Genomic DNA, 24,235 nt, shown 5'->3' on the forward strand with positions numbered 1-24,235 from the left:
GGGTCTCCCTGACTTCTCCCTGATCCAGGGCCGCGGCCATGTCGCGCGGCGCCCCGCGACCCTAGCGTGGGGGACATGGCACGCATCCTCTTCATCGCCGCTCTGGTCGTCGTCGGTCTCATGCTCCTCGGCCCGCTCCTGGGCTTCGCATTCCAGCTCCTGAAGTGGGCGCTCATCATCGGTGGCGTCGCTCTCGCGGTGACGTTCGTCGCCAAGTGGGTCAAGTCCGAGGAGCGCAGGGGTTCATAGTCTGGTCAGATAGGACAGCCCGGCGCATAGTGGGCAGATGGAAGCGCGGCCCGCAGTCGATGACGCCGCGCTCGGGCGCGAGGCCCTGCACGTGCTCGAGGCGAACTGGATGGGGTCGGCCACCGTGCCCGCGCCAGGTCTCTACCCGCACCAGTGGAGCTGGGACTCCGCCTTCGTCGCCATCGGCCTGGCCAGGCACCTGCCGGGCAGGGGGATGGCCGAGCTGGACGGCCTGTTCCAGGGCCAGTGGGCGACGGGGATGATCCCGCACATCGTCTTCCACACCTCCGAGGCGTACTTCCCCGGCCCCTCGGTCTGGCGCTCCTCGGAGCACGCCGACGCCCCTCCTGCCATCCTCACCTCGGGACTGACCACGCCGCCGCTGCACGCCCTGGCCGTGTGGCGGCTGTGGCGTCACACGGCCGACGTGGGGTACGTCCGGCGGGTCTTCCCCGCGCTCGCCGCCCAGCACGCCTACCTCGCCACCGCCCGCGACCTGGGCGGCGGCGGGCTGGCCGCGATCGTCCACCCGTGGGAGTCGGGTATGGACGACAGCCCGGCGTGGGACGAGCCGCTGGCCGCGCTCCCCGAGATCAGGTACGGCTACCGCACCCCCGGCCTCGACGAGCGCCACCCCGCCAGTGACCACGACCGCTACGTGTGGCTCGCCCTGCGCTACCGCGACGCCGGCTACCGCCCGGAGTACCTGCGCGACGAGCACCCCTTCGCCGTCGAGGACCCCCTGTTCAACGGCGTGTGGCTGGCCTCGTGCCAGGCGCTGGCGGCCCTGGCCCCCGTGGCGGGCTTCGACCCCGCGCCGCACGCCGAGCAGGCCGCCGTGATCAGAGCCGCGCTGATGGAGCGGCTGTGGGACGGCTGCTTCCACGCCCGCGACCTGCGCACGAACCGGCTCATCCCGGTCACGACCGTCGCCGCCTTCGGCCCGCTGCTCGACCCCGAGCTGCCCCGCCACGCCGTCACCGCCCTGGTGGAGATCCTGGAGTCGGCCCGCTTCATGGGCGCCACCGGCTACCCCGTGCCCAGCTGCGAGATCAGGGCGCCGCAGTTCGACCGCACCCGCTACTGGCGCGGCCCCTCGTGGGTCAACACCAACTGGCTGCTGCGCCGCGCCGCCGCCGTCCACGACCTGCCCCACCTGGTGCAACTGCTCACCTCGAGCACCCTGAGGCTGGTACGGCAGGCAGGCTTCCGCGAGTGCTTCGACCCCTTCGACGGCAGCGGCAGAGGGTGCAGGGACTTCTCCTGGAGTGCGGCGCTCACCCTGGATCTGCTCGCCGATACCTTGGCTGCATGAGCATCTTCCGCCGCCTGCCCTCCGACGTCCGCAAGGGTCTCGCCACCTCGAGGGGGGAGCGGGTGCTGACCTTCGCCGAGGCCGCCGACGGCTACGTGGTCGCCACCGACCAGGCGCTCTTCCTCCCGGACGGCACGCGCGTGCCGTGGGAGCAGGTGGAGCAGGCCGGATGGGACGACGAGGGGCTCAGACTCACCACCTCGGAGGGGCGGCGCCTGTCGGCCAGGGTCGCCTCGCCCCACCGCCTGCCAGAGGCGGTACGCGAGCGCGTCAACTCCACGATCGTGGTCAACAAGTACGTCGAGCTGCCGGGCAGGGGAGGCGTGCGCCTCGTGGCCCGCAGAGCGCCCGGCGCCGACACCTTCACCTGGAGCTTCCACTTCGACGAGGGCCTCGACCCCGAGGACCCGGGCCTGCGCGCCCAGGCCGAGCAGGCGCTCGAGGGCCTGCGAAGGAGCATGGGCGTGTGAAAGGAGGCCCGGACTCCTCCGGACCCCCTTCCACACACGATCCCGCCTAGTACGGCACGCCGGTGTCGTCGACCCTGGTGGTGTCCTTGTCCTTCTTGGACTCGGGCCAGCCCGTCCCCGTGTCGAGGTGGTCCTCGACACGCCCGTTCTTGCCGAGGAACGGGATTTTGTCGACGAGCGTGTCGCCGACCTTCAGCCTCGCGACCCCGGCCACCTTCGACACCTGCGCCCCCACCAGCCCCGCGGCCTCCTGGACCCTTGGGCTGTCGGCGACCCGGTGCGCCGTGCGCTTGATCTGTTCGTAGCGTTCGCGGCCCGCCCTGCTGCCCAGCACGTAGCCGACAGCCACACCGACAGCGAACATCACCCGATATCGCATATTCCACCTCCGCTGTCTCCGGGCCTACCCCGATGACGATGCGACACGCACTCCAGATGTGCGCTAATCTATTCCTGCGCCGAACGGAAGGGGCCAACAGCCCGGCCCGGAGGTGCGGAAGTCCGATCCCGTGTAGCTCAATCGGCAGAGCAGCCGGCTGTTAACCGGCAGGTTATAGGTTCGAGTCCTATCGCGGGAGCCACACTGACGAGCCCGAGCCATATGGCCCGGGCTCGTGGCTTTTCCGGCCGCGTGGCTTTTCCGGCCGTGACGTGGCCGCGCTCAGGCGTCCATCGTGCGCCTGTCACTGTCGAGGTAGCCGTAGACGGCCCACAGCGCCCCGACGACGATGCCGCCGATAGCCGCGAAGACGCCGATGCCGTCGAGGCCGAGGATCGCCATGATGGCGATGGCGATGCCGTAGAGGAAGCTGATCCCGAGCAACCCGTTCCGCAGAAGGCTCTTGTTCATGAGCAACACGGTCACCGATGATCGAGGCCGGTGGTATCCCCCGATCGGTGGACAGACATGCCTTCCGACAACCTCGCCGCGGCCCGGGCCGAGAACGCGTGGCTGCGTTCGTACCCCTTCTGGGACGCCTACTTCACCGTCGTCCTGATCGCCACGGTCGTCGTCGTCGCGCTCGACACCGGCACCGCGGCCGCCGGTGCGACCGCGATCGGGCTGTTGCTGCTGCTGGCCCTCGCCTACGTGCTCGTGGGTAGAGCCGCCGTCCGCTCGGAGGAGGTGCCCACCAGACAGGCGTGGCAGTACGCGGCGGTCGCGGTCGTGCTGTTCACCGCCGCCGACCTGATCGCGCCCGCCTCGGCCTTCGCGCTGTCGGCGGTCGTCGCGCAGCTGTTCATGTCCTTCAGAACCCACCAGGCCATCGCGCTGCTCGCGGTGCTGTTCGCGATCCCCGCTGTCAACCTGTTCCAGATCGCGGGCATGGAGCCCCTGGTGGCCGCCGTCGTCGCGGTGGTCGCGCTGTCGAGCAGCGCGCTGCTCGGAACCTTCATCCACCGCCTGGCCATGCAGAACATCGACCGCGCCCGCCTGATCGCCGAGCTCGATCGCACCAGGGCCGACCTTGCCGAGATCAGCAGGCAGGCGGGCGTGCTGGCGGAGAGGGAGCGCCTGGCCGGCGACATCCACGACACGCTCGCGCAGGGCTTCACCGGTATCATCACCCTGCTGCAAGCCGCCGAGGCGGAGAGCGGCGGCGGCAGGCACCTGGAGCTGGCCGTGAGAACGGCGCAGGAGAACCTGGCCGAGACCAGGGCGCTCATCGCGGCGCTGGCCCCGCCCGCGCTCGACGGCCGCTCGCTCGACCGGGCGCTGCGCCGCCTGGCTCACGGCTTCGAGCTGCCCGTGGAGGTGGTCGTGCGCGGCCTGCCGTCCCCGCTGCCCCCCGCGGTGGAGGTGGCGCTGCTGCGGGCGGCCCAGGAGGGCCTGGCCAACGTCCGCAAGCACGCCGCCGCCCGCTCGGTCCGCCTGGAGCTGACCTACGACACCGGCGCGGTACGGCTGGCGGTCGCCGACGACGGCGCCGGCCCTGACAGGCGACGCCGAAGGCTACGGCCTCGGCCTCATGAGAAGGCGGGTCGAGCCGCTGGGCGGCACGGTCCGCGTCGAGGGCTCGCGCGGTGAGGGCGCCACGCTCACCGTGGAGGTGCCGTGGTCGGAGTGATGATCGTCGACGACCACCCGATCGTGCGGGAGGGCCTGCGCGGGATGCTCGCCGCCGAGCGGGACATCACGGTGGTCGGCGAGGCCGGCTCGGGCGACGAGGCGGTGGCGGTGGCGGCGCGGATCGCGCCCGACGTCATCCTCATGGACCTGCGGATGCCCGGGGGCGACGGGCTGAGCGCCATCCTGCGGCTCGGCGGGTCCTACAGGGTGATCGTGCTGACCACGTACGAGAACGACGCGGACCTGCGCAGAGCCGTGGCGGCGGGCGCCGTCGGCTGCCTGCTGAAGGACGTGTCGCGCAGGGATCTGGCCGACGCCGTGCGCGCCGTCGCCGAGGGCCGCGGGATCCTCTCGCCTCCCGCGCTCCGCATCGGCGCCGCCCCGGCCGACGGGGACGGAGGCGTCAGGTTGTCGGCGCGGGAGCGGGAGGTGCTGTCACTGGTGGCCGCGGGGCTGACGAACGCCGAGATCGGGCGGCGGCTGTTCATCGGCGAGGCGACGGTGAAGACCCATCTGCTGAGGGTGTTCGCCAAGCTGGGTGTGTCGGACCGGACGTCGGCGGTGTTGCTGGCCATGGAGCTGGGGCTGGTCGGCCGCGCGACGACCTGAGGGGCCGGCGGGGGACGCCGTCCCGCCGGGGCCCGTGCACGCGGCCGTGGAGAGGCCACGGAGAGGCCACGGAGAGACCACCGCGAGGCCGCGCGGAGCGGTCAGGTATGGGGCGGGGAGTAGGTGGGGGTGAGCCGGCGGTTGTCGTAGTAGCGGTGGAAGACGGGGGTGGCCGCGCCGGACAGCGGTGGCACGATCCACGACCAGTCGGCGGGGCAGACCCGCCCCGCGCGCTCCTCCCGCTCCAGGTGGGTCAGGAACCGCCGCGCCTCGGTGTGGTGGTCGGTCATCGTCACCCCCGCCGCCTCGAAGGAGTGCAGCACGGCCACGTTCAGCTCCACCAGCGCGTGGTCGCGCCAGAGGGTGCGCTCGCTGGAGGTGTCGAGCCCGAGCCGCCTGGCGACCTCGGGAAGCTGGTCGTAGCGGTCGTGGTCGGCCAGGTTGCGCGCGCCGATCTCGGTGCCCATGTACCAGCCGTTGAACGGCGCGCACGGATAGCAGACGCCGCCGATCTCCAGGCACATGTTGGAGATCGCGGGTACGGCGTGCCAGCGCAGCCCCAGCTCCTCGAACCACCGGTAGGCCGGATGGACGATCGGCACCTCCATGATCGCGTCACCGGGCACGTTGCACAGCAGGGGGTGGCCCTTGGCGGGCTGGATGACCAGCGGCAGCACGTCGAACCTGGTTCCCGCGCCGCCTCTCCACCCCATGCGCAGCACCTGCTCGGTGAAGGCGGCGTAGCGCCGGTCCCCGACGACAGTGCCGTCCGCCCGCCGGTACCCGGCGTAGCGGATGAGCTGCTCGTTCAGGATCCTCGGCCCGGGGCAGGCGGGGTGGTCGGGAGCGAACACCGTGATCGTCGGCCTGATCCGGCCGTGGCCCGTCGCCTCGCGCAGGTGCTCCACGCACTCGAGGGCGACGCCCTCGGCGCTGGAGACGTCCCTTCTGTCCCTGATCCTCAGCGAGCGCCAGTACAGGCGGCCGATGCAGCGGTTGCTGTTGCGCCAGGCCACCCTGGCGCCGAACTCCAGCTCCTGTGCGGTGTGGGTGTAGGTGCCGAACCTCGCGGCGTCCCTGGCCACCTCCCGCAGCCGCGCCTGCACGTCCCCGGCGCCGGGGTTCTCCGCGTGGAAGAGGCGGATGAACCTCTCCGCCTCGCGGAAGTCGACGGTCTTGTCCATGACGGTGTGCACATCGAACGGACGCAAAGATCTCATCCACGTAAGCACGCAGCAACCAGCGCATTCCGGTTCACGGATCGCGCGACCGATTCCGGGTCGGTGACGCGGTCCTTCGGCGGCGTCCCACCACGCCGCCCTTGTCGAGTCCGCAGCAGATCACATCCTTACCTCCGACAACCCGCTTTGTCCCCCAAACCAGGAAAATCCGTGATCGGAGCACTCCAGAGCGTGACGCCTCCCTCGTGTGGCCAACGGGTGAGGACGTGGTGTAGAACGTTATTCTGTAACGGGTCTCACCGGGAGGGCGCGATGTCGGAGCTGGTGCTGTCGTCGGTCGACGAAGGCGTGCTGACGCTGACGTTCAACCGTCCCGATCGGTTGAACGCGTGGACGGACGCGATGGGACGCCGCTACTTCGACCTGCTCGAACAGGCGGAGAAGGATCCCTCGGTGCGGGCGATCGTGGTGACCGGCGCGGGCAGGGGCTTCTGCTCGGGCGCCGACTTCCAGACGCTGTCGGCGATCCAGACCGGCAGCTACTCCGAGAAGCCCGATCCCAGGCCCAACACCTTCCCCACCACGATCCGCAAGCCGATCATCGCGGCGGTCAACGGGGCGTGCGCGGGCCTCGGCATGGTCCACGCGCTGGTGTGCGACCTGGTGTTCACCGCCGAGGAGGCCAAGTGGACGACCGCCTTCCCCCGCAGGGGCCTGGTCGCCGAGTACGGCCTGTCCTGGGTGCTTCCCCGCCTCATGGGCCAGCAGCGCGCCATGGACGTCCTGCTGTCGGGGCGGGTGTTCACCGGGCGTGAGGCGTTCGAGATGGGCCTGGTGAACAGGGCCGTCGCGGCGCGGTCGCTGCTCCAGGAGGCGCAGGGCTACGCCCGCGAGCTGGCCCTCCACAGCTCGCCCGCCTCCATGGACGTCATCAAGCGCCAGGTGTGGGGCGACTGGGACCACACGCTGGAGGAGTCGGCCGCCAACGCCGTACGCGAGATGATGGCCTCGTTCGGGCGCGCCGACTTCGCGGAGGGCGTGGCCAGCTTCCTCGAGCGCCGCGCCCCCGACTTCCCTGCCCTCTGAGGCTAGATCTTGTGGGCTCCCGCCGCCGGGGTGGCGGGAAGGAAGCGCGGCTCCTTCCAGCCGCGCTCCTCGTACGCCGCGAGCACGGCCTCCTGGACGGCGGGCACCCGCTCCTCGGCCACCAGCGCGATCGCCGAGCCGCCGAACCCGCCGCCGGTCATGCGGGCGCCCCGCGCGCCGCCGCGCAGTGCCGCCTCCACCGCGACGTCCAGCTCGGGTGAGGACACCTCGTACTGGTCGCGCAGCGACAGGTGCGAGGCGTTCAGCAGCGCGCCGATCTCCGCGATCGCGCCCGCGCGCAGCAGGCCGATGACCGCCTCGACGCGGTGGTTCTCGGTCACCACGTGCTGGACGCGCTTGCGCTCGTCGCCCTGGAGCACCGAGAGCGCGCCCGCCAGGTCGGTGACGTCGCGCAGGGCGTCGACGCCGAGCCTGCGGGCCGCCGACTCGCAGTCGGCGCGCCGCTTGGCGTACTGGCCGTCGGCGAGCTCGTGGTGGACGCCCGTGTCGATGATGAGGATGCGCAGCCCGTGCGAGGCGAGGTCGAGCGGGATGTTCCTCGAGCCGAGCGAGCGGCAGTCGAGGAAGAGCGCCCTGCCCTCCTCGCACAGCGCCGAGGCGGCCTGGTCCATGATGCCGCAGGGCATGCCGACGAAGTCGTTCTCCGCCTTCTGGCCGAGGAGGGCGATCTCCATGGGGGTCATGCCCAGGCCGTACACCTCGTTGAGCGCCGAGCCGACGACGACCTCGAGCGCCGCGCTCGAGCTCAGGCCCGCGCCGGCGGGCAGGTCGCCGTCGATGGCGATGTCGGCGCCCTGGACGCGCTCGCCGAGCATGGCGGGGACACCGACGACGTAGCGGGTCCAGCCCTGGGCGGCGTCCCAGTCGGAGATGACCACGGGCTCGCCGGAGGACTGGAGCGAGAGCAGGCGGATCGTGCGGTCCTGCCGCGGGCTGAGCGCGGCGGTGATGCCCCACGGCACCGCGAACGGCAGGACGAAGCCGTCGTTGTAGTCGGTGTGCTCGCCGATGAGGTTGACGCGGCCCGGCGCGCGCCACACGGTCGTCGGCTCGGCGGAGTATGCCTGACGGAAAGCTTCAACAACGCTCATAATCGAACACTCCTCAACAACGGTTCGTCCGTAGACTAGCGCCATGGAGGAGATGTCGGATCCCCGTCTCGGCACGGTGCGGCTCTTCCTCAAGCATGACGACAACAAGGCCCGCAAGCTCAAGTACAACCTCGGCCCCGCCCGCGTGCTGAGCTTCGGCGGCGCCTACTCCGGCCACCTGCGCGCGCTGGCCAGGGCGGGCATGGAGCGGGGCTTCGAGACGATCGGCGTGGTGCGCGGTGAGGAGCACCTGCCGCTCAACCCCTCGCTGGCCTACGCCAGGGCGTGCGGGATGCGCCTGGTCTACCTCGATCGGGCCGCCTACCGCCTCAAGCACACCCCTGAGGTGCTGGAGCGGCTGCGCGCCAGGTTCGGGGACGTGACGATCCTGCCCGAGGGCGGCAGCAACGCGGCAGCCGTGCGCGGCTGCGCGGAGCTGCCGGGAGAGATCGGCCTCGACTACGACGTGATCTGCTGTCCCGTGGGTACAGGCGGCACGCTCGCGGGGATCTCCGCGGGGCTGGCCCCCGGCAGGCGGGCGCTGGGCTTCGCCGTGCTCAAGGGCGCGGGCTTCCTGCGTGAGGAGGTGGCGCGGCTGCAGCGGGAGGCCTACGGCCGCGTCATGACCAACTGGGAGCTCAACCTCGACTACCACTTCGGCGGCTACGCCAAGCCCTCTCCCGCGCTCGACCAGGCCTACGAGCAGGTCTACGTGGCCAAGATGATCTACGGGATCCTCGACCTGGCCGGGCGCGGCGCCTTCGCGCCCAACTCCCGCGTCGTCGCCGTGGTGACGGGTCAGCCCTCGACACCCGTCGCGTCGTGGGGCGAGCCGACCGGCTTCGACTCGGCCGAGCCCCGCTGACGCAGGTAGATCGACAGCGCCACCATCGAGGCCACGGCCAGGAACTCCGACTGCCAGTTCTGCAGCGTCCTGCTCCAGAACTCGGGTCCTGTCACGTAGCCGCCCCAGCTCTCGGGGTCGCGCAGCTCGGCGAGCCGCTCGGCGTTGCCCGCCGCCAGGCCCGCCACCGACTGCGCCAGCCACGACAGCGCGAACACCAGGCCCATGACCCAGCCCAGCGAGTTGCTGATCAGCGCCTTGCGCAGCCCGCCCGCGGTGGCCCACGCGGGCGAGTCGCGGCGGGCGTGCTCGCCGACGAGCTGGTCCTCGTCGGACTCGCCGCCCTCCTTGCCGAGCTCCTTGGACTCGGGGGAGCCCCGCTGCACCAGCCAGACCGTCGCGAGGATGAACAGCAGGAACTGCAGGTACTCCGACTGCCAGTTCTCCGCCACGTCCACCGCGAAGTCGGAGGTGGCGACGTACTCCACCAGCGAGATGGGCTGACCGCCGTCCACGAGCTGCTGGTCGTTGAACTTGGCCTGCCCGGCGAGCGCCTGCCCCACCAGCGCGAGCGCGAAGATCAACAGGAAGAACAGGGAGAGGGAGTTCTCTTTGAGAAATCTCTTCATCGGTGCATCAGCCCCATGGCGAAGAACCAGCTCAGACCTACGACGATGACGACCAAGGTGGTGACGAAGACGGTGCGCATCAGTCGTCCACCTCGCAGTCGTAGGGGAGGTTCTCACCCTTGGGCGTGCATCCCGCGGCCCTGACCCGCCATCCGCCGTCGTAGCGGTGCAGGAAGAGCGTGTCGCCGTTGAGCCTGACCTGCGCCTCGTCACCCCACAGTGACACCGACAGCACAGGACCGCCCGTCAGTCTCAGCTCGTTCAGCGCCTGCCCGCAGGTCTGTCCCCTGTCGGGCAGCCGCGCCGCCGTCCTGGCGGCCAGCAGCGCACAGGCCGCGTCACCCTGTCCCGAGGTCACCGCTGTGGCGAACCGCTCGGCCGTACGGGCAGGGGGTCCCGTGTCAACCGCACATCCTGCGACGAAGGTCAGCGCGAAGAGAAGGAGGACTGCTCTCATAGCCGGGAGCTACCCAAAATGACAGGTGGGAAGCTATGGGAATGAAGAGAACAGATGTTCCCCCCACCTGGGACGAGCGGGCCACCATGCACACGTTCCTCGCCTACGCCAGGGCGACGGCGGTGGCCAAGTGCGAGGGCATGAGCGACGAGGCGGCGCGCAGGGCGCCGCTGCCGGCCTCTCCGCTGATGTCCGTCGCGGGGCTGATCGGCCACCTGCGATGGGTGGAGCACTGGTGGTTCGAGGTCGTCTTCCTCGGGGAGGCGGAGCGCGCGCCGTGGACGGAGGAGAGTCCCGACAAGGACTTCGAGCCCGACCCCTCCTTGAGCCTCGCCGAGGTGGTCGCCGACTACACGCGCGCCTGCGCCGAGATCGACGAGAAGATCGCCGGCCACGACCTCGACGCGCTGTCGGCAGGCAAGGGCCGCCACGGGGACCACTTCACGCTGCGCTGGGTGATCGGCCACCTCATCGAGGAGACCTCCAGGCACAACGGCCACCTCGACATCGTGAGGGAGCTGGTCGACGGGGTGAAGGGCGGCTAGAAGCGGTCGAGAACGGGCGCGAGCAGCGCGTTGAGCTCCTTGACGAGCACCGCGAGCGCCCGGTGCGCCGCCTCCTCCACTCCGTCGTGCGGGCCCTGAGGGGCCGGCGGCAGCTCCTCCAGCGGGATGGGCGCCTGCACCAGGAGGGAGGCGCGCATGAACGGGCCGCGGGTGAGGTCCTCCTGGGTGGGCTCGACGTACTGGCCGAAGATCTCCTGCCAGCCGCGCCAGCCCCTGTCCCTCCACCACTCGCGCGAACTGGTCAGCTGCTCGGGCAGCGGGGAGACCATACGCACCTCCGCGGTGAGCGTGCCGTCCCAGGTGTTGCGCACGCAGCTCGCCTCAAGGACGCGCCGGTCCCATCGGACGTGACCCGGCGAGATCGAGGGCGGCACCGCCATCCGCCAGGCGATGCAGGCGAACGTCACGGGGGCGATGTCGCCGAAGGAGTCGGCGAACTCCTCGACGTGCTTGCGGACGTGGGCGCCGTAACGGCCGTCCCTGTCCCTGTCGAGTTCCTGGTCGATCCAGAACGCCTTTGCCACCCGTCCAAGGTACGCCGCCCCACCGCGCCGCGAGGCAGTAGCAGTTGAATGACCAGATAGGTACATTCCTCGACGCCGCCGAGGAGGTCGCGCAGGCCGAACTGCGCGCCTCGCTCGGCTCCAAGAAGTATCCGACGTGAGGGTTCTTCCTCTCGACGACACCGCGGCCGCACCGGAGACCGTGGGCGGCAAGGGCGCGTCCCTCGCTCGCCTGGCCAGGGCGGGGCTGCCGGTGCCCGACGGCTTCCACATCACCACCGACGCCTACCGAGAGTTCGTCGCCCCCTTCCGCGACCGCATCCTGGCCGCCCTCGACGAGCCCGCGAAGATCGCCGACCTCTTCGCCCGGCACGAGATGCCTGAGCAGAGCGCGAGGGCCGTCATGACGGCCTACCAGGCGCTCGGCGACGACGTGCCCGTCGCGGTCCGCTCGTCGGCCACCGCCGAGGACCTGCCGGGCATGTCCTTCGCGGGGCAGCAGGACACCTACCTGAACGTTCGCGGGGCCGCCCTGCTCGACGCGGTCAGGCGGTGCTGGGCCTCGCTCTGGACCGAGCGCGCGATCGCCTACCGCACACGCAACCGGGTCTCCCACGACGACGTCGCGCTCGCCGTCGTCGTCCAGAAGCTGGTGGCGGCCGACGCCGCGGGCGTCATGTTCACCGCCAACCCGGTCAACGGCGTCAGGGACGAGATCGTCGTCAACGCGGCGTGGGGCCTCGGCGAGGCGGTGGTCGGCGGCCAGGTCACGCCCGACTCTCTCGTGATCAGGCAGGGCAGGGTGGTCGAGGAGCGCGTGGCCGACAAGACGGTCATGACCGTCCGCACCCCCGACGGCACGGCGCAGCGGCCCGTCCCCATGGAAAGGCGCCGGCTGCCCGTGCTCGCCGAGGCTCAGGCCGTACGGCTGGCCGGGCTGGGCGACCGCATCCAGCGCCTGTACGGCACGCCGATGGACGTGGAGTGGGCGGCACTCGACGGCGAGCTGTTCATCCTCCAGGCCCGTCCCGTCACCGGCCTCCAGGAGGAGGTCGAGGAGTGGAACGACAGCCGCAGGGGCGACCACCTGTGGACGGCGGGCAACCTCGGCGAGGCCATCCCCGACGTGATGACCCCCGCCACCTGGTCCTTCGTCCAGCTCTTCATCCACGAGGCGATGTCGGCCTCCACGCTGCCCGGCTTCGACCTGGTCGGCAACATCGGCGGTCGCTTCTACATGAACCTCGGCGTCACCGTCTCCGTCGCCAGGGCCCTCGGCATGGGCTCCAGGCTCAGCGCCGTGGAGCAGGTCTTCGGTAAGATCCCGCCCGGCCTGAACGTGCCCATGGTCAGGGTCTCGCGCTGGAAGATCATCAAGGCTGTGCTGCCGATGGCGCTGCGCATCAGGAAGCGCGTCGCCGCCAACCTCAAGGACATGCAGGGCTTCCTGGCCACGGCGCGGCGGCGCAACGAGGAGCTGCGCGCCCGCATCGAAGCCGTGGAGAGCCCCGCCGAGCTGGCGCGACTGTGGGAGAGGGAGCTCCTGCCCTACTTCGTCACCGCCTGCCGGATGCTGGAGGCGGCAGGACGGCAGGGCGGCGCCACGCTCGTCTGGACCCGCGACAGGCTGCGCAGGATGGCCGGCGAGCTCGACGCCGAGGCCATGCTGACCGGCGTCAACGCCGACGGCGAGCTGGCCAGCATGGGCCCGATCATGGGCCTTGACCGGCTGGCCAGGCGCGAGATCACCCGCGACGAGTTCGCCCGCGCCTACGGGCATCGGGGCCCGCACGAGTTCGAGGTCTCCGCTCCCCGCCCCGGCGAGGACCACGCCTGGATCGACGCGCAGCTGGCGGGGCTGTCCGGCGCCCACGCCGACACCGGGGAGCTGCTGCGCAGGCAGGCCGCCGCGCGCGACGCGGCGTGGGCGAGGTTCGCCAGGCGCCACCCTCGCCAAGTCGTCCCGATGCGGGCGCGGGTGGCCCGATGGAACGCCGTCGTGCGCGATCGGGAGTCCACGCGCTCGGAGGTGATCCGCGCCTTCTGGGCGTTGCGGGCTTTCGTCCTGAAGGCGGGCACGCTGACGGGCCACGGCGACGACCTGTTCTTCCTGCCTGTCGAGGAGATCCTGGACGTCCTGCGCGGCGGCCGGCCGTCCAGGGTCGCGGTGCGGCGAGCCACCTACGAGCGCTACGCGGCGCTTCCGCCGTACCCGGCGCTGATCGTGGGGTACTTCGACCCGGTGCGCTGGGCAGCCTCAGCCGACAGGCGGACCGACATCTACGACGCGCGCGGAGTCACCGTGGAGGCCGGCGGCGAGGTCACCGGCTTCCCCGGCGCGCCCGGTGTGGTCGAGGGCACCGCGAGGGTCATCGCGGGACCCGAGGAAGGCGACCGGCTGAAGCAGGGCGAGGTCCTGGTGACGACGCTGACCAACATCGGCTGGACCCCGATGTTCCCCCGCGCCGCCGCCGTGGTCACCGACATGGGCGCGCCGCTCTCCCACGCCTCCATCGTCGCCCGCGAGCTCGGCATCCCGGCCGTGGTCGGCACCGGCAACGCCACGATGCGGATCAAGGACGGCGACCGCGTCAGGGTCGACGGCGAGCGAGGAACGGTCGAGGTTCTGCCAAGTCGGGGATGACGGCCCCGCTCCTCGGTCAGGATGCCGGGCATGACAGAGGAGGAGCGGGAGCTCGAAGCCAGATGTGAGGCCTACAGGAGAGCTCGGGAGGATCTCGCGAAGGAGACCCCCTTCGAGGTGTGGACGAAATCCCGGCGCTTCCTGGATCCCGTGCGGTGGCAGTCGATGACCTGGAACGCCAGCGACACGGGCTGACCGCCAACGAGAAGACGCCCGTCCGATCAGCAGATCGGACGGGCGTCTTCCACGTGTGCGAACCGGTGTGCGTGTCGCCTCTCGGCGAAGGGCACAACACGGCTCCAGCCGAACGGTATTCCGTGAAGGCAATAGGTGAGGCCCGGGGACACTGGGCACACCGGCCACGAAGGATGTAACCACCTTCGGGCGGCATCCATTCCCACTCATCTCCACCGGATCGTCGCCTCGGCCCGGCCGGGGAAGAGCATGACCAGCGCCTCACGAGAGCGTGTACTCCCACCCGGGTTGCCAGGCGAAGGGCGCGTCCACCAGCTCCTCCAGCGGCGCACCCTCCAGCAGATGCTGCAACGCCCACCGGTTGGCCGAGTGGGAGACGACCAGGACGGTCCGCCCCTCCCACTGCGCCCGCAACTCGCCCAGGAACTCCTCCGTCGCCGCCACGACCTGCTCGTAGCTCTGCCCCTCGGGCCACGGCTGGCGGATGTGCGCCCTCCTCAGCGGCGCCAGCTCCGCGACGGGCCTGCCGTTGCCGAGCCCGTAGTCGCACTCCCGCAGCCGCGCGTCCAACCTGATCTCACGGCCGGGAAAGGCGATCCGCGCGGTCTGCACGGCCCTGCGCAGATCGGAGCTGTAGACCACGTCGACGCCCGAACGCCTGCGCTCGCCCAGCCTGGCCGCCTCCACCCTGCCGGCCTCGGACAGCTCGCCAGGCAGCCAGCCGGTCGCGATGCCGGCCTCGTTGTCGACGGTGATCGAATGGGTCTCGTAGATCAGCTTGATCGCCACTTGGACGACCTTAGAGTGGTTCCTGGGTGACGGGAACGGCCCGCGGTCGGCGTTTCGCGGTGAGTGAAGGCGGTTGGGGACGAGGGCGATCTATGCTGGCAAGCGCGCGAATTTATGGGAGACTGCACTCTCGCAGGGGGCGGTAGCTCAGCTGGTCAGAGCATCGGACTCATAATCCGTGGGTCGTGGGTTCAAGTCCCACCCGCCCTACTCAGATTGACCAGGAATCCCGCGTTTAACTGGGGTTTCTGCCTCATCCAGTGTGCGCCACCCATGCGGCGGCAGCCGCATGCCAGTGGTCGCGGAATATACGCGGAATGAATCTTGGCGCGTTTCCGCAGGTCGGCATCGGCATTCTCGCTGCATGCCAAAGGACCTCGGGGGAGTCCCGAGGTCCTTTGGGCAGGACTGTCATGCGGCGAGAGCCTTGAGTATGCGCCGGTTGGCGACCTCACGTTGACCGTCGATGCACTTGGCGTAGAGGCGCAACAGGACGTCTCCGCCGTGCCCGGCTCGCTCGGCCGCTTCCCAGGGGCCGTAGGTAGCTGAGGTGGGCCTGACGCTCCTATGGGCAAGGGGGCTTGGCTGGGGTGATGCCTCGTCGAGGTTCTCGGGCGTCATGCGGATCGGCCGGTTGCGCTCATCGAGATGTGCGGTCGGCAGGTCTGGCTGCCGCGAAGCATGAGCGCGTCCGGTAACTCTCCCCGCTACCCGGCTTGGCTGGAGCGCGGTGTTCCTTTCCGGCCGCAGCAGGGGTCACTATGGTGTTGTTGCAACTCGGGGGAACTGATGAAACTTATTCGAAGAACGGGCTCGGCACACCGGGCCCGTTAGAGCGATGCGATCGCCACGGGATTGGCCCATTCAGGTCAGGATGTCAGTCACCGCGATGTTGGTGACCGGGTTGCTGGCTGGTGCGCTGTATGCGGTTCTCCTGGTGCTTGTCAGGCAGGATGCGATGGACGTGGCACGGCAGGACGTCAGCAAGATCGCGCACCGTATTATCGTGGACGCTGAGGCCGGCCGTCTGGTCAACCCCCTCAGCACGCCCCGGGCGGAGGAGATCGCCCAGATACTCGATCAGCGGGGCCAGGTGGTCGCTGCCAGTGAAGCGATCGCGGGGCGGAAACCCATACCGGCAAAGCCTCCCCCTCCGCTGGATCTTCGGCAGGAGAGCTCAGTATGCGGTTACCCGGACGCCCGCAGTCCTTGCCTGCTGGCCATGTCCTTTCGCTTCTTCCTCGGCGGGACGCCGTTCGTGGTCATCGCAGCCATGCCGGAACCGGGTCTGCTGCCGCGCCCGGGATGGGCGCTGCTGTTCGGGGTCGCCGCACTGGCGACTGTCGTGCTGCGTGGTGTCACCATGTGGTGGTCGGTGGGCCGGACGCTGGAGCCGGTGAGGGCGATCCGCACCGAGATGGACCAGATCGTCACGGCGACGGACCTGCATCGCCGTGTGCCCGTCCCCACCCCCATTGATGAGATCCAGCGGCTCACCGTGAGCGTCAACGCCACGCTTGACCGCTTGGAACGGGCGGTCGAGCAGCAGCGGAGGTTCGTCTCTGACGTCTCTCACGAGCTACGCAGCCCCATCACCGGCCTGCAAACCGGGTTGGAAGCCGCGGCGATGTGTCCGGAAGATACTGATCCTGCCGCTCTCATCCAAGGCGCGCTGGCGGCTACGGAGCGCCTGCAGAACATCGTCGAAGATCTGCTGGTTCTTGCCCGCCGTGAGGCGAGCATCTCTCTTGAGACCGAGCGGTTCGATCTGGCGGCTGTCCTCCGGCAGGAGGTGGCGCGCCGGCCTCGACGAGTGCCCATCACGGTCAAAGCGGACGACCAGGTGAACGTTCACGCCAACCGTATCGGGATCAGCCGAGTGATCACCAACCTGCTGGACAACGCAGCCCGGCACGCCAGGTCCGCCGTCGAGGTGAGAGTGCTCGGTGACGGTGATGATGCCGTCGTCGTCGAGGTCCAGGACGATGGCGAAGGCGTCCCAGCGGAGAGTCGAGAACGCATTTTCGAGCGGTTCGTCCGGCTGGAGGGGGGCCGACGACGTGATCCCGGTGGGAGCGGTCTCGGCCTGGCCATCTCGCGAGAGATCATTCATGATCACGACGGATCCCTGACCCTCGCCGACAGCCGCGCCGGCGCATGCTTTGTCCTCCGCCTTCCCGGCGGTGCTGCTTGATACGGGGTTGGAAGATGTTCGGCGAACCGCGGCGGACGCGTTCCAGCTCGTGGCGAGCAGAAGACCCTCCGCGGCACCGGTCGCCGACCAGAGGGCCATCGTAAGACGCGGAGTTCGTACGGTTTGCACGGTCGGGGGCATCGGCGGGGCAGTCGCGCGTGCGCAGCGGTGAATAACCCCAGGCCAAACCAGTGTCGGCGGCTCCGAACGCTTAGCGCACGATCTCGTAGAGAGCTTCCTCAACCCTCCTGCTCCGCTCCGGCCTTCTCAGTGTTCTTGGCAACGTAGGCGGCGAGGGCGCCGAGGGTCAGGCAGAGCGGGGAGTACAGCGCCAGGTCCCAGCGGGTGAAGGTGGTGGACTTGGCGGCGAACCCGGAGGTGACCAAGCCCGCGCCACCTCGGAGCAGGAGCACGCCTGCGACGGTTGCCGTGCCCAGGCGTGTGAGCTGACTCGGCAGCAGGCGCGGTGCCAGGTCCGCTTGGGCGGCGACGAGATAGGCCGCCGCCCCGAGGGCCACGGCCACGGAGCCGGTGGCCGCGGCGCTGGGGGCCTCGGCTTCGGACACGCCGGCGATCGTGCGGGTGAAGTCCTCGAGGTCGTCGAACGGCCATGGGGAGAAGACCCAGACGACGTGCAGGGCCGCGGCGGCGCCGAGGCCGAGCATGGCCGCGCCCCCGGCGAGTTTCGTCAGGGGCATGATCGTTCCCCTTCCGCCGCGACCAGCGATCGGAGGGTGCGGCGCTCCAGCAACGCGACGACGACCGGCGATCCAGTCGGCGGCTTTGGCGAGGCGAACGCTCTTCCTGTCAGCAGTGTTTCTCTTCACGGCGAGCAGCCTACGTACATGCACGTATGTAGGTCAAAGTGGGGGAACGAGGAGGGTTCAAGGGCCTGGTTCTCGCACGTATACGGCACGGGCCGACAGCGCGCCCTCGCATCCGGGCGCGACAGCCAGGGGTGGCGGGTGGAGCGGCCTGTTGAGGCGGTGAGCGGCGCGAGTCGCCGATTCTTGGCAGTTAGCGGGAGCGGGGAGAGGAAGGGTTGAGGCGGTCGTGCACCAGGCGCTGTCGTTCCGCCGAAAGGCCGCGAGCGGTCATGGCTCTGTCCAGAAGATCGGCATCGAACCCCTGCGCCGCCATGTGGTCGAGGAGGGGTTCGTAGCGATCGGGCCGATCACGCAGGAGCTCTGTGGCCAACCGTAGTTCCAGACGAACCACAGGAACGCGATACGGGCCACACGTGATCAGGGCGTAGTGCTGCCACGGGCCACGGCCCACGCACTCCATCCCGTCGGAGTCGACCTCCTGCTCGACCGTGCTGATCTCTACAACGACCCCGTTCACCTCGTACCTGGCGAAATACTGCGAAGTCTCGGGGAGCCACGATGCCGCATACAGGCAGGGAAAGGACGAGAGAGCGGCGGCGACAGTGTCCACGTCCTCCCGTCGAGCTGCCAGGAGGTCGACGTCTCCGGCGGGAAGGTGAACACCTTGCAGCAGGGCGGCACTGGTGCCACCCACGCGGTACGGCAGGTCGGCCCCCACAGCCCTCAGGGCGGTGAGGGTCGTCTCCAACGCCGACGTGACGTCTTCGAGCCGCAGAGATGCCTCACCGTCTCCCATGACGAGCAGCGTACCGATCACGAAGCTCCAACGTCATGGCTCTGGCTGCCGGGGGGTGACGGCGGGGACGCAGGCCGCAGGGCCGGGTAGGACCGTCCGCCTCGCAGCCTTTCCCGGACGGAGGCCGATCCGGATCGGTCGTGCTGCGAGGCAGCGGTCTCGGCAGGCCGCGGCCGATGACGACAGGTGCCGCTCGTAGAGAGCGCGGCCGCAGGCTGCCCACTATCCAGCTAAGCAGCCGGAGAGCGCCGCCACCAGCCCTGACGGGTGCTTCCCTCGTGGCTTGACTCACACACCGATAGAGCCTATATCTAGAGTCTCACTTTAGAGACAGACTTTAGTGAATTGAGGTCGAGCAATGAAGAGCATCGCCAACCACCAGCAGGCAGAGGCGTGGAACGACTGGGAGGGCATCCACTGGGCCGAACATCCCGAGCGCTACAACGCCATGCTCGACGCGTTCAACGCGCCCCTGTTCGCCGCCGCGGGCATCACGGCCCACGACCGGGTTCTCGACGTCGGCTGCGGCACCGGCCAGACGACCCGTCTCGCCGCACAGCAGGCCCGCGACGGAAGCGCCGTCGGAATCGACCTGTCGGCCCCCATGTTGGAGCGCGCACGCCGGGACGCCGCCGCGGAAGGCCTTCGCAACGTCACCTTCGAACAGGGCGACGCCCAGGTGCATCCGTTCGCCGACCGGGCGTTCGACGTCGTCCTCAGCCGTGGCGGCGTCATGTTCTTCGCCGACCACATCGCGGCTTTCGCCCACCTCAGGCGGGCGCTCGCGCCGACCGGCCGGCTCGCGTTCCTCGGCCCGCAAGCGGGAGGTCCCGACCGGCCCTACACCCGTGCGACCGCCGCGCTCTCGCCGTTCCTGCGCGAGACATCCCCCACCGCCAGGGGTATGGGGTCGCTCCTCGACCCTGCGCGCATCCGCCAGGTGCTCGCCGCCACAGGGTTCGTGGACATCGACGTGGCCCCCGTCGAGGCTCCCATGACCTTCGGCGCCGACGCGGACGACGCCGTCGACTTCCTCTTCGCCATGGGCCCGACGCGCTACAACCTGCGCGATGTCGATCCGGCGACCGTCGCTCGCCTCCGTGCCGACGTGCACGACGCGCTCACGGAGTTCGAGACCGCCGACGGCGTCCGCATTCCAGGTTCCGTCTGGATCGTCACCGCGTCGCCGGGACATGCCTAGGAGGATCGGCTGGCGATGAGCTGCCCCAGTGTAGAAGGGCCCGTGTCAGGGCCAACAAGCAGCTCCTAACTGGAACCGCCTCCTGGGTCCCTGTCCTGGCCTCCGCCGGTGACGCGCGTCCACACCTCGGTGGGGTCCGCCGCCACGTCGCCGCGCCAGGCGACATGCTGGTCGGGGCGGACCAGGACGAGATCGGCCTCGCAGACCGCGCGCAGGCGGGGAAGACGGCCGAGGTCCACGACGCGCAAGGGGATGCCCGCGGCCGTGGCGGCGGTCACGAGCGGCGTCGGGTCGGCCCGAGACGACAGCCGGAGCAGGGTGAACCAGTCGCCGAGGAGGTCGTACAGCGAGCTGCCGTCGGACAGCCAGACGTGTGGCAGCCGCGCCCCTGGATGAGCCGACGGCCGGTAGCGGGTCAGTTCGGGCTCCGGGCGGCCGCGACCGTCGGGAACGACGACGGGGGAGTCCGCGTAGTCGTAGCCGAGTACCAGCCCGAGGCTGTGGAACTCAGGATCCTTGCCCCGCAGGGCGTCGGCGAGCTGGGCCCGCAGCACCTGGCCGGCCGTCCCGTCGTCGTCGAGCTCGGCTGCCGCGAAGGACGGGGCGAGGAAGGCCTCCTGGCCGCCGGCGGCGGCGATGGTTCGCACGGCGACCGGCCGCCGCTCCAGCTCGTAGCTGTCCAGCAACGACGGAGGCGCCCAGCCCTGCAGCACCGCCGCGAGCTTGTAGCCGATGTTCACCGCGTCGCCGACGCAGGTGTTGAACCCGTGCCCGCCCCACGGCGGGTTGAGGTGCGCGGCGTCGCCGACGAGGAACACCCGCTCGCCGCGGTAGCGGTCGGCCAGCAGCATGCGCGCCGACCACGGGTCCGTGGCGAGCACCTCCACATCGATCTCGGCGCCGGCCAGCGTGCGCACGAGCGCGACGGGGTCGGCCTCCTCGGCCTGTACGTCGATGCCCTGCACGATCGCCCACCAGGTGCCGTCGAGGTCCAGCCGTCCCATGAGCCCGCCACGCTCGGCGCCGATGACCCAGTAGTGCACGCCGAGCGCGCACAGCGGCCGTTCGTCGAGTTCCCTGGAGCGGAAGGTGATGCTCAGGTTGGGCAGCGCGCCTGATGAACCCGCATAGTGGCTGCCGATCGCCGACCGGCTGACGCCGGCGATGCCGTCGCAGCCGAGCAGATACTCCGCATGGACCTCGCGACGTCGCCCGTCGGGCCCGACCAGTTCGGCCCTCACGCCGTCCTGGCCGTCGATGACGGCGTCGACCCGCCAGCCGACCAGCAGGGTCACGGACGGCAGCGCCGCCGCCGCCTCACGCAGGAGCTCTTCGACGATCGGCTGCGCCACCTGCTGCCCTGCTTCGGCGGCGATGTCGCGCGGCTCCGTCCACAGACCGAAGGCCTCGGGGAAGCGAGTGATCTCGTGTCCGAACAGGCCGGTGCAGAAGACGACGTCCTGCGCGTACGCCACCGGCAGCGCCGCACGCGATCGCAGCCGGTCGGCCAGTCCCCAGCGGCGCAGATGCTCCATCGTCCGCACGCTGGTGGTCTTCGCGCGAGGGCGCAGCGGGTCGAGCGTCGTTCGCGGCTCGACCACGCATACCTCGACGCCGCGCCGGCCCAGCTCGATCCCGGCGGCCAGGCCGCTCGGCCCGCCACCGGCGATGAGGACGGGCACCTGGGAAGGGACGATCGTCACGGCCGCGCCTCCGAGGAGACGATCGGGGTGCGCAGCACGCCGAGCCGGTCGATCTCCACCTCGACCACGTCCCCTGGCCGCAGCAGCCACGGCGGCGTCCGGACGTATCCCACGCCCTCCGGCGTCCCTGTGGCGATGACGTCGCCCGGGTTCAGGGTAAAGGTGCGGCTGATCCTGGACAGCAGCTCCCCGATGCCGAAGATCATGTCTCGCGTGTTGCCGTCCTGGACGGTCTGCCCGTTGACGCGGGTTCGCACCCGCAGACCGTCGGCGAGGTCGCCGACCTCGTCGGCCGTGACCAGCGGGCCCATCGGGCCACTGCGGTCCCCGTTCTTCCCGAGCGTCCACTGAGTGGTGAGCTTCTGCGCCGTGCGGGCGGTGAGATCGTTGAACGCCGCGTAGCCGAGGACCGCGCCGGCCGCCGTCTCCGCGTCGACGTCGGTGAGCCTTCGCCCGACGACGGCGGCGACCTCCCCCTCCCAGTCCAGGCCAGGCTCGTTGGCGGGCACCGGCGCCGCCGTCTCACCCACGGTGAGTGAGGCGACCCAGCGGCCGAAGACGGTCGGATGCTCAGGCGGGACGAAACCACCCTCGGCGGCGTGCGCCCGGTAGTTCAGACCGATGCAGATGACCCGGGCCGAGGCAGGCACCGGCGGGGCCAGCTCCACCTCGGCGACCGGAACCTCTCCCGCGGTCGCCTGGCGCGCGACTGCGAGCCATCGCTCCAGGTCGGCGTAGAAATGGCCGACCTCGGCGATCACGGTCACGGCGTCCCCGATCTGGACGGCGACGTCCACCCGCCGCCCGGTGCGGATGCCGACGAGCTTCACGCGATCACCTCGCCGAGCGGCAGCAGCCGGACGTCGAAGACAAAGTCGGCGAACGGGACGTCGACGCCGAAGGCCACGGCGCGCTCGGGATCGGTCTCCCTGACGGGGGCGACGACGAGCTCGTCCTTGACCGCGAAGGCCGCGTCGGCGTCGAGGTACTCGTCACCGGACACGAAGACGTGCGTGGTCACCGGCCGATGCCCGAAAGCCTCCACGCGGTAGTGGATATGGGCCGGGCGCATCGCGTGGCGGCCGAGCGCGGTCAGCAGTTCTCCACCTGGTCCGTCGGTGGGCACCGGATAGCTGGACGGGATGATGCTGCGGAACCAGTAGGCCCCGTCGGCGTCGGTGGTGAACAGGCCGCGCAGGTTTCCAGGTTCCTGCGCCGGGTCCTGGGTGTCGTAGCGCCCGGCGTCGTCGGCCTGCCAGATGTCGACGGTGGCCCGCTCGATCGGCTTGCCACTGGTGTCGGTCACCCTGCCGCGCACGACCATGACATCGCCGCGCTGCCGTTCAGGGCCGGTGGAGATCCATGCCCCGTTCTCCCGCGCGGGCGCGGGGGAGTGGAAAGGACCCTCGACCGAGGACGGCGTGGCGCCGGCAGGGCCGGCGTGGTTGACGTCGTCCACGGCGGTGGTCAGCCCGAGCGTGTCGGCCAGCAGGATGAACTCGTTGCGGTGCTCGGTGCAGGTCTGGCCGGTGCGGACGAGGAAGTCGATCCCGGTCAGCCACTCCGATTCGGTCGGGCGCGTCTCACGAACGAAGGCGTGCAGATGGCGTACCAGCGACTCCATCACGTCGTTGAGCCGCGGGTCTGTGCTGTTCAGCTGATCGATGACGGCGGTCAGCAGAGCGTCGAGCCGCTCCTCCCGCACGTCGCCGGGTGAGGTCACGGGATCCTCCTGGAGGTAGGCCGCCCGAGCCCGCGCGCGAGGTCCAGGCGGATGGACGGCGCGCCACCCGGCGTCGTACCGAGGAGACGCGCCACCAGCATCCACGGCGGCCTTCACCCGCCCCATACCGTTGCCATTCAGCGGCAAGCATGGTCTGCGACCACCCCGCGGGCTTCGTCACCGACGTGCTGACGGCGTTGGGGGGTGCTAGGCGACCTCGCCCGCAGGCGCCTTCCAGGTGTTGCACGAGGCGGGATCGCCTGTGGCGAAGCCGCGAGCGTTCCACAGGCGGATGTTGGCCGTCTTGCCGTACAGCCGCTGCTGACCGGGGACGTCACCCTGCACGATCTGCTGGAGGTACTTCCAGTCGCGCGAGGACCTTCCCTCCAGCGGCCAGACGCTCTTGATGAACGCCGAGGCCAGGCAGGCGGACTGGAGGTGGTAGCGGCGCACCCGCTCGGCGCGCTCGGCCTGGCTGTCGTAGAAGGCCTCGACGTCCACGCTGTGGACGATGTCGACGAGCCGCTGGACATGCTCGCCGTAGCGGGTGGCGGTGTTGTACAGCAGCCACAGGTCGGAGGGGTCCTGGAGCCAGGACGTGCCGAGCTTGTAGACGACCGCGCGGGCGTCGTGGCAGTAGACGCTGTCGGAGTCGAGCCTGCGTTCGGTGCCGCAGTAGTCGCCGGTCACGAATTTCAGGCGGGCGCCCTTGAACTGCACGCCGTTCTCCGACAGGTACTGCTCCCAGGTCGCCTCGAGGCAGTGCATGATGCCGCCGAGGTAGCGCTTGGCCGCCGCGCGGTGACCGGGCGCGACGGGCTGCTCCTCGCACGCCGATCTGGGCAGCCTGCCCATGCCGTACAGGGCGTTGTCGGTCAGGACGCGCTGCTCGACGGGATAGGTCCCCGCGGTTGCCGTTCCGCATAACCACAGGGCCGCGGCGCACGCCAGGGCCATGATCGAACGAAGCTTCATGGGCGGGAGACTAGAGCACGCGTGTCGCGGAGGTCGACCTTGACGGACGAGCAGCCGGTGGGCGCGCGGCCAGCCGTACGGCGGCCTTTCGTCGTC

The 24,235-nt window shown here is 70.2% G+C and carries 26 protein-coding genes and 2 tRNA genes; 14 read left to right on the forward strand and 14 right to left on the reverse strand.

Annotated elements, in window-relative coordinates; all coding sequences use genetic code 11:
- Positions 1 to 75: 75 nt before the first annotated feature.
- From FHR33_RS37035 to FHR33_RS37045, 3 genes are read left to right on the forward strand one after another with little or no spacing between them, the layout of a single operon-like run.
- Positions 76 to 249, forward strand: a complete 174-nt coding sequence (locus tag FHR33_RS37035) for a hypothetical protein (RefSeq protein WP_183658001.1) — start codon at positions 76 to 78, stop codon at positions 247 to 249.
- A gap of 37 nt (positions 250 to 286) precedes the next feature.
- The gene (locus tag FHR33_RS37040; RefSeq protein ID WP_183658004.1) at positions 287 to 1,564 is read left to right on the forward strand and encodes an amylo-alpha-1,6-glucosidase; all 1,278 of its coding nucleotides are present in this window, start codon (positions 287 to 289) and stop codon (positions 1,562 to 1,564) included.
- On the forward strand, positions 1,561 to 2,034 hold the full coding sequence (locus FHR33_RS37045) for a hypothetical protein (protein ID WP_183658005.1): 474 nt from the start codon (positions 1,561 to 1,563) through the stop codon (positions 2,032 to 2,034). The genes FHR33_RS37040 and FHR33_RS37045 overlap by 4 nt, the downstream gene beginning before the upstream one ends.
- A 46-nt stretch (positions 2,035 to 2,080) precedes the next feature.
- Here FHR33_RS37045 and FHR33_RS37050 read toward each other — a convergent pair whose 3' ends face one another.
- On the reverse strand, positions 2,081 to 2,413 hold the full coding sequence (locus FHR33_RS37050) for a YtxH domain-containing protein (protein WP_183658007.1): 333 nt from the start codon (positions 2,411 to 2,413) through the stop codon (positions 2,081 to 2,083).
- 126 nt (positions 2,414 to 2,539) lie between these two features.
- Here FHR33_RS37050 and FHR33_RS37055 point away from each other — a divergent pair.
- A tRNA-Asn gene (locus FHR33_RS37055) sits at positions 2,540 to 2,615 on the forward strand.
- Positions 2,616 to 2,695: 80 nt separating this feature from the next.
- Here FHR33_RS37055 and FHR33_RS37060 read toward each other — a convergent pair.
- Complete coding sequence (locus FHR33_RS37060; protein WP_183658009.1) at positions 2,696 to 2,884, reverse strand: hypothetical protein; 189 nt, start codon at positions 2,882 to 2,884, stop codon at positions 2,696 to 2,698.
- Between the two features lie 57 nt (positions 2,885 to 2,941).
- Here FHR33_RS37060 and FHR33_RS37065 point away from each other — a divergent pair, with 57 nt between their 5' ends.
- Both FHR33_RS37065 and FHR33_RS37070 read left to right on the forward strand, forming a co-directional pair.
- A complete protein-coding gene (locus tag FHR33_RS37065) occupies positions 2,942 to 4,063 on the forward strand; it encodes a sensor histidine kinase (protein ID WP_183658011.1) in 1,122 nt (373 codons plus the stop codon).
- A gap of 27 nt (positions 4,064 to 4,090) precedes the next feature.
- Entirely contained in the window at positions 4,091 to 4,714 is a 624-nt protein-coding gene (locus FHR33_RS37070; RefSeq protein WP_183658013.1) for a response regulator, read from the forward strand.
- 101 nt (positions 4,715 to 4,815) lie between these two features.
- Here the strand turns inward: FHR33_RS37070 and FHR33_RS37075 are convergent, their stop codons facing one another.
- Positions 4,816 to 5,934, reverse strand: a complete 1,119-nt coding sequence (locus FHR33_RS37075; RefSeq protein WP_246452299.1) for a nitric oxide synthase oxygenase — start codon at positions 5,932 to 5,934, stop codon at positions 4,816 to 4,818.
- Positions 5,935 to 6,207: 273 nt separating this feature from the next.
- On the opposite strand from FHR33_RS37075, the gene FHR33_RS37080 reads away from it, so the two are divergent.
- Positions 6,208 to 6,981, forward strand: a complete 774-nt coding sequence (locus FHR33_RS37080) for an enoyl-CoA hydratase-related protein (protein WP_183658015.1) — start codon at positions 6,208 to 6,210, stop codon at positions 6,979 to 6,981.
- Between the two features lie 2 nt (positions 6,982 to 6,983).
- On the opposite strand, the gene galK is transcribed toward FHR33_RS37080, so the two are convergent.
- A complete protein-coding gene (gene galK, locus FHR33_RS37085) occupies positions 6,984 to 8,093 on the reverse strand; it encodes a galactokinase (protein WP_183658016.1) in 1,110 nt (369 codons plus the stop codon).
- A 43-nt stretch (positions 8,094 to 8,136) separates the two neighbouring features.
- Here galK and FHR33_RS37090 point away from each other — a divergent pair, with 43 nt between their 5' ends.
- A complete protein-coding gene (locus FHR33_RS37090; protein WP_183658019.1) occupies positions 8,137 to 8,958 on the forward strand; it encodes a 1-aminocyclopropane-1-carboxylate deaminase/D-cysteine desulfhydrase in 822 nt (273 codons plus the stop codon).
- On the opposite strand, the gene FHR33_RS37095 is transcribed toward FHR33_RS37090, so the two are convergent.
- Entirely contained in the window at positions 8,892 to 9,566 is a 675-nt protein-coding gene (locus FHR33_RS37095) for a DUF6766 family protein (protein ID WP_183658022.1), read from the reverse strand. The genes FHR33_RS37090 and FHR33_RS37095 overlap by 67 nt on opposite strands.
- Positions 9,567 to 9,645: 79 nt before the next feature.
- Positions 9,646 to 10,023 carry a hypothetical protein gene (locus FHR33_RS37100; RefSeq protein ID WP_183658025.1) on the reverse strand — a complete coding sequence of 126 codons (378 nt, stop codon included), beginning with the start codon at positions 10,021 to 10,023 and terminating at the stop codon, positions 9,646 to 9,648.
- A gap of 41 nt (positions 10,024 to 10,064) precedes the next feature.
- On the opposite strand from FHR33_RS37100, the gene FHR33_RS37105 reads away from it, so the two are divergent.
- On the forward strand, positions 10,065 to 10,568 hold the full coding sequence (locus tag FHR33_RS37105; protein WP_183658028.1) for a DinB family protein: 504 nt from the start codon (positions 10,065 to 10,067) through the stop codon (positions 10,566 to 10,568).
- On the opposite strand, the gene FHR33_RS37110 is transcribed toward FHR33_RS37105, so the two are convergent.
- Positions 10,565 to 11,113, reverse strand: coding sequence for a hypothetical protein (locus tag FHR33_RS37110; RefSeq protein ID WP_312895893.1), 549 nt, complete (start codon positions 11,111 to 11,113; stop codon positions 10,565 to 10,567). The genes FHR33_RS37105 and FHR33_RS37110 overlap by 4 nt on opposite strands.
- A gap of 136 nt (positions 11,114 to 11,249) precedes the next feature.
- Between FHR33_RS37110 and FHR33_RS52945 the strand changes: the two genes are divergently transcribed.
- On the forward strand, positions 11,250 to 13,736 hold the full coding sequence (locus tag FHR33_RS52945) for a PEP/pyruvate-binding domain-containing protein (RefSeq protein ID WP_183658035.1): 2,487 nt from the start codon (positions 11,250 to 11,252) through the stop codon (positions 13,734 to 13,736).
- Between the two features lie 30 nt (positions 13,737 to 13,766).
- Positions 13,767 to 13,931, forward strand: a complete 165-nt coding sequence (locus FHR33_RS37120) for a hypothetical protein (protein WP_183658038.1) — start codon at positions 13,767 to 13,769, stop codon at positions 13,929 to 13,931.
- A 261-nt stretch (positions 13,932 to 14,192) separates the two neighbouring features.
- Here the strand turns inward: FHR33_RS37120 and FHR33_RS37125 are convergent, their stop codons facing one another.
- Entirely contained in the window at positions 14,193 to 14,720 is a 528-nt protein-coding gene (locus tag FHR33_RS37125; RefSeq protein ID WP_183658040.1) for a histidine phosphatase family protein, read from the reverse strand.
- Between the two features lie 136 nt (positions 14,721 to 14,856).
- Between FHR33_RS37125 and FHR33_RS37130 the strand changes: the two genes are divergently transcribed.
- Positions 14,857 to 14,930: transfer RNA gene (locus tag FHR33_RS37130), tRNA-Ile, on the forward strand.
- 664 nt (positions 14,931 to 15,594) lie between these two features.
- Positions 15,595 to 16,914 (forward strand): sensor histidine kinase, encoded by a 1,320-nt coding sequence (locus FHR33_RS37135; RefSeq protein ID WP_183658043.1) that lies wholly within the window; start codon positions 15,595 to 15,597, stop codon positions 16,912 to 16,914.
- Positions 16,915 to 17,153: 239 nt separating this feature from the next.
- Here FHR33_RS37135 and FHR33_RS37140 read toward each other — a convergent pair whose 3' ends face one another.
- A complete protein-coding gene (locus FHR33_RS37140) occupies positions 17,154 to 17,612 on the reverse strand; it encodes a DUF3995 domain-containing protein (protein WP_183658046.1) in 459 nt (152 codons plus the stop codon).
- Between the two features lie 319 nt (positions 17,613 to 17,931).
- Positions 17,932 to 18,558 carry a hypothetical protein gene (locus FHR33_RS37145; RefSeq protein ID WP_183658049.1) on the reverse strand — a complete coding sequence of 209 codons (627 nt, stop codon included), beginning with the start codon at positions 18,556 to 18,558 and terminating at the stop codon, positions 17,932 to 17,934.
- A gap of 337 nt (positions 18,559 to 18,895) precedes the next feature.
- Between FHR33_RS37145 and FHR33_RS37150 the strand changes: the two genes are divergently transcribed.
- On the forward strand, positions 18,896 to 19,738 hold the full coding sequence (locus tag FHR33_RS37150) for a class I SAM-dependent methyltransferase (RefSeq protein WP_183658052.1): 843 nt from the start codon (positions 18,896 to 18,898) through the stop codon (positions 19,736 to 19,738).
- Between the two features lie 65 nt (positions 19,739 to 19,803).
- On the opposite strand, the gene FHR33_RS37155 is transcribed toward FHR33_RS37150, so the two are convergent.
- The 4 genes from FHR33_RS37155 to FHR33_RS37170 form a co-directional block, all read right to left on the reverse strand.
- A complete protein-coding gene (locus tag FHR33_RS37155) occupies positions 19,804 to 21,441 on the reverse strand; it encodes an FAD-dependent monooxygenase (protein ID WP_183658055.1) in 1,638 nt (545 codons plus the stop codon).
- Positions 21,438 to 22,271 (reverse strand): fumarylacetoacetate hydrolase family protein, encoded by an 834-nt coding sequence (locus FHR33_RS37160; RefSeq protein ID WP_183658058.1) that lies wholly within the window; start codon positions 22,269 to 22,271, stop codon positions 21,438 to 21,440. Before FHR33_RS37160 ends, FHR33_RS37155 begins: the two co-directional genes overlap by 4 nt.
- Positions 22,268 to 23,164, reverse strand: a complete 897-nt coding sequence (locus tag FHR33_RS37165; RefSeq protein ID WP_221241402.1) for a dioxygenase family protein — start codon at positions 23,162 to 23,164, stop codon at positions 22,268 to 22,270. The genes FHR33_RS37160 and FHR33_RS37165 overlap by 4 nt, the downstream gene beginning before the upstream one ends.
- Before the next feature lie 207 nt (positions 23,165 to 23,371).
- Complete coding sequence (locus tag FHR33_RS37170) at positions 23,372 to 24,139, reverse strand: neutral zinc metallopeptidase (protein WP_183658064.1); 768 nt, start codon at positions 24,137 to 24,139, stop codon at positions 23,372 to 23,374.
- Between the last annotated feature and the right edge of the window lie 96 nt (positions 24,140 to 24,235).

The organism is Nonomuraea dietziae (genome assembly GCF_014195505.1).
In the GTDB taxonomy this organism is placed as follows: Bacteria; Actinomycetota; Actinomycetes; order Streptosporangiales; family Streptosporangiaceae; genus Nonomuraea; species Nonomuraea roseola.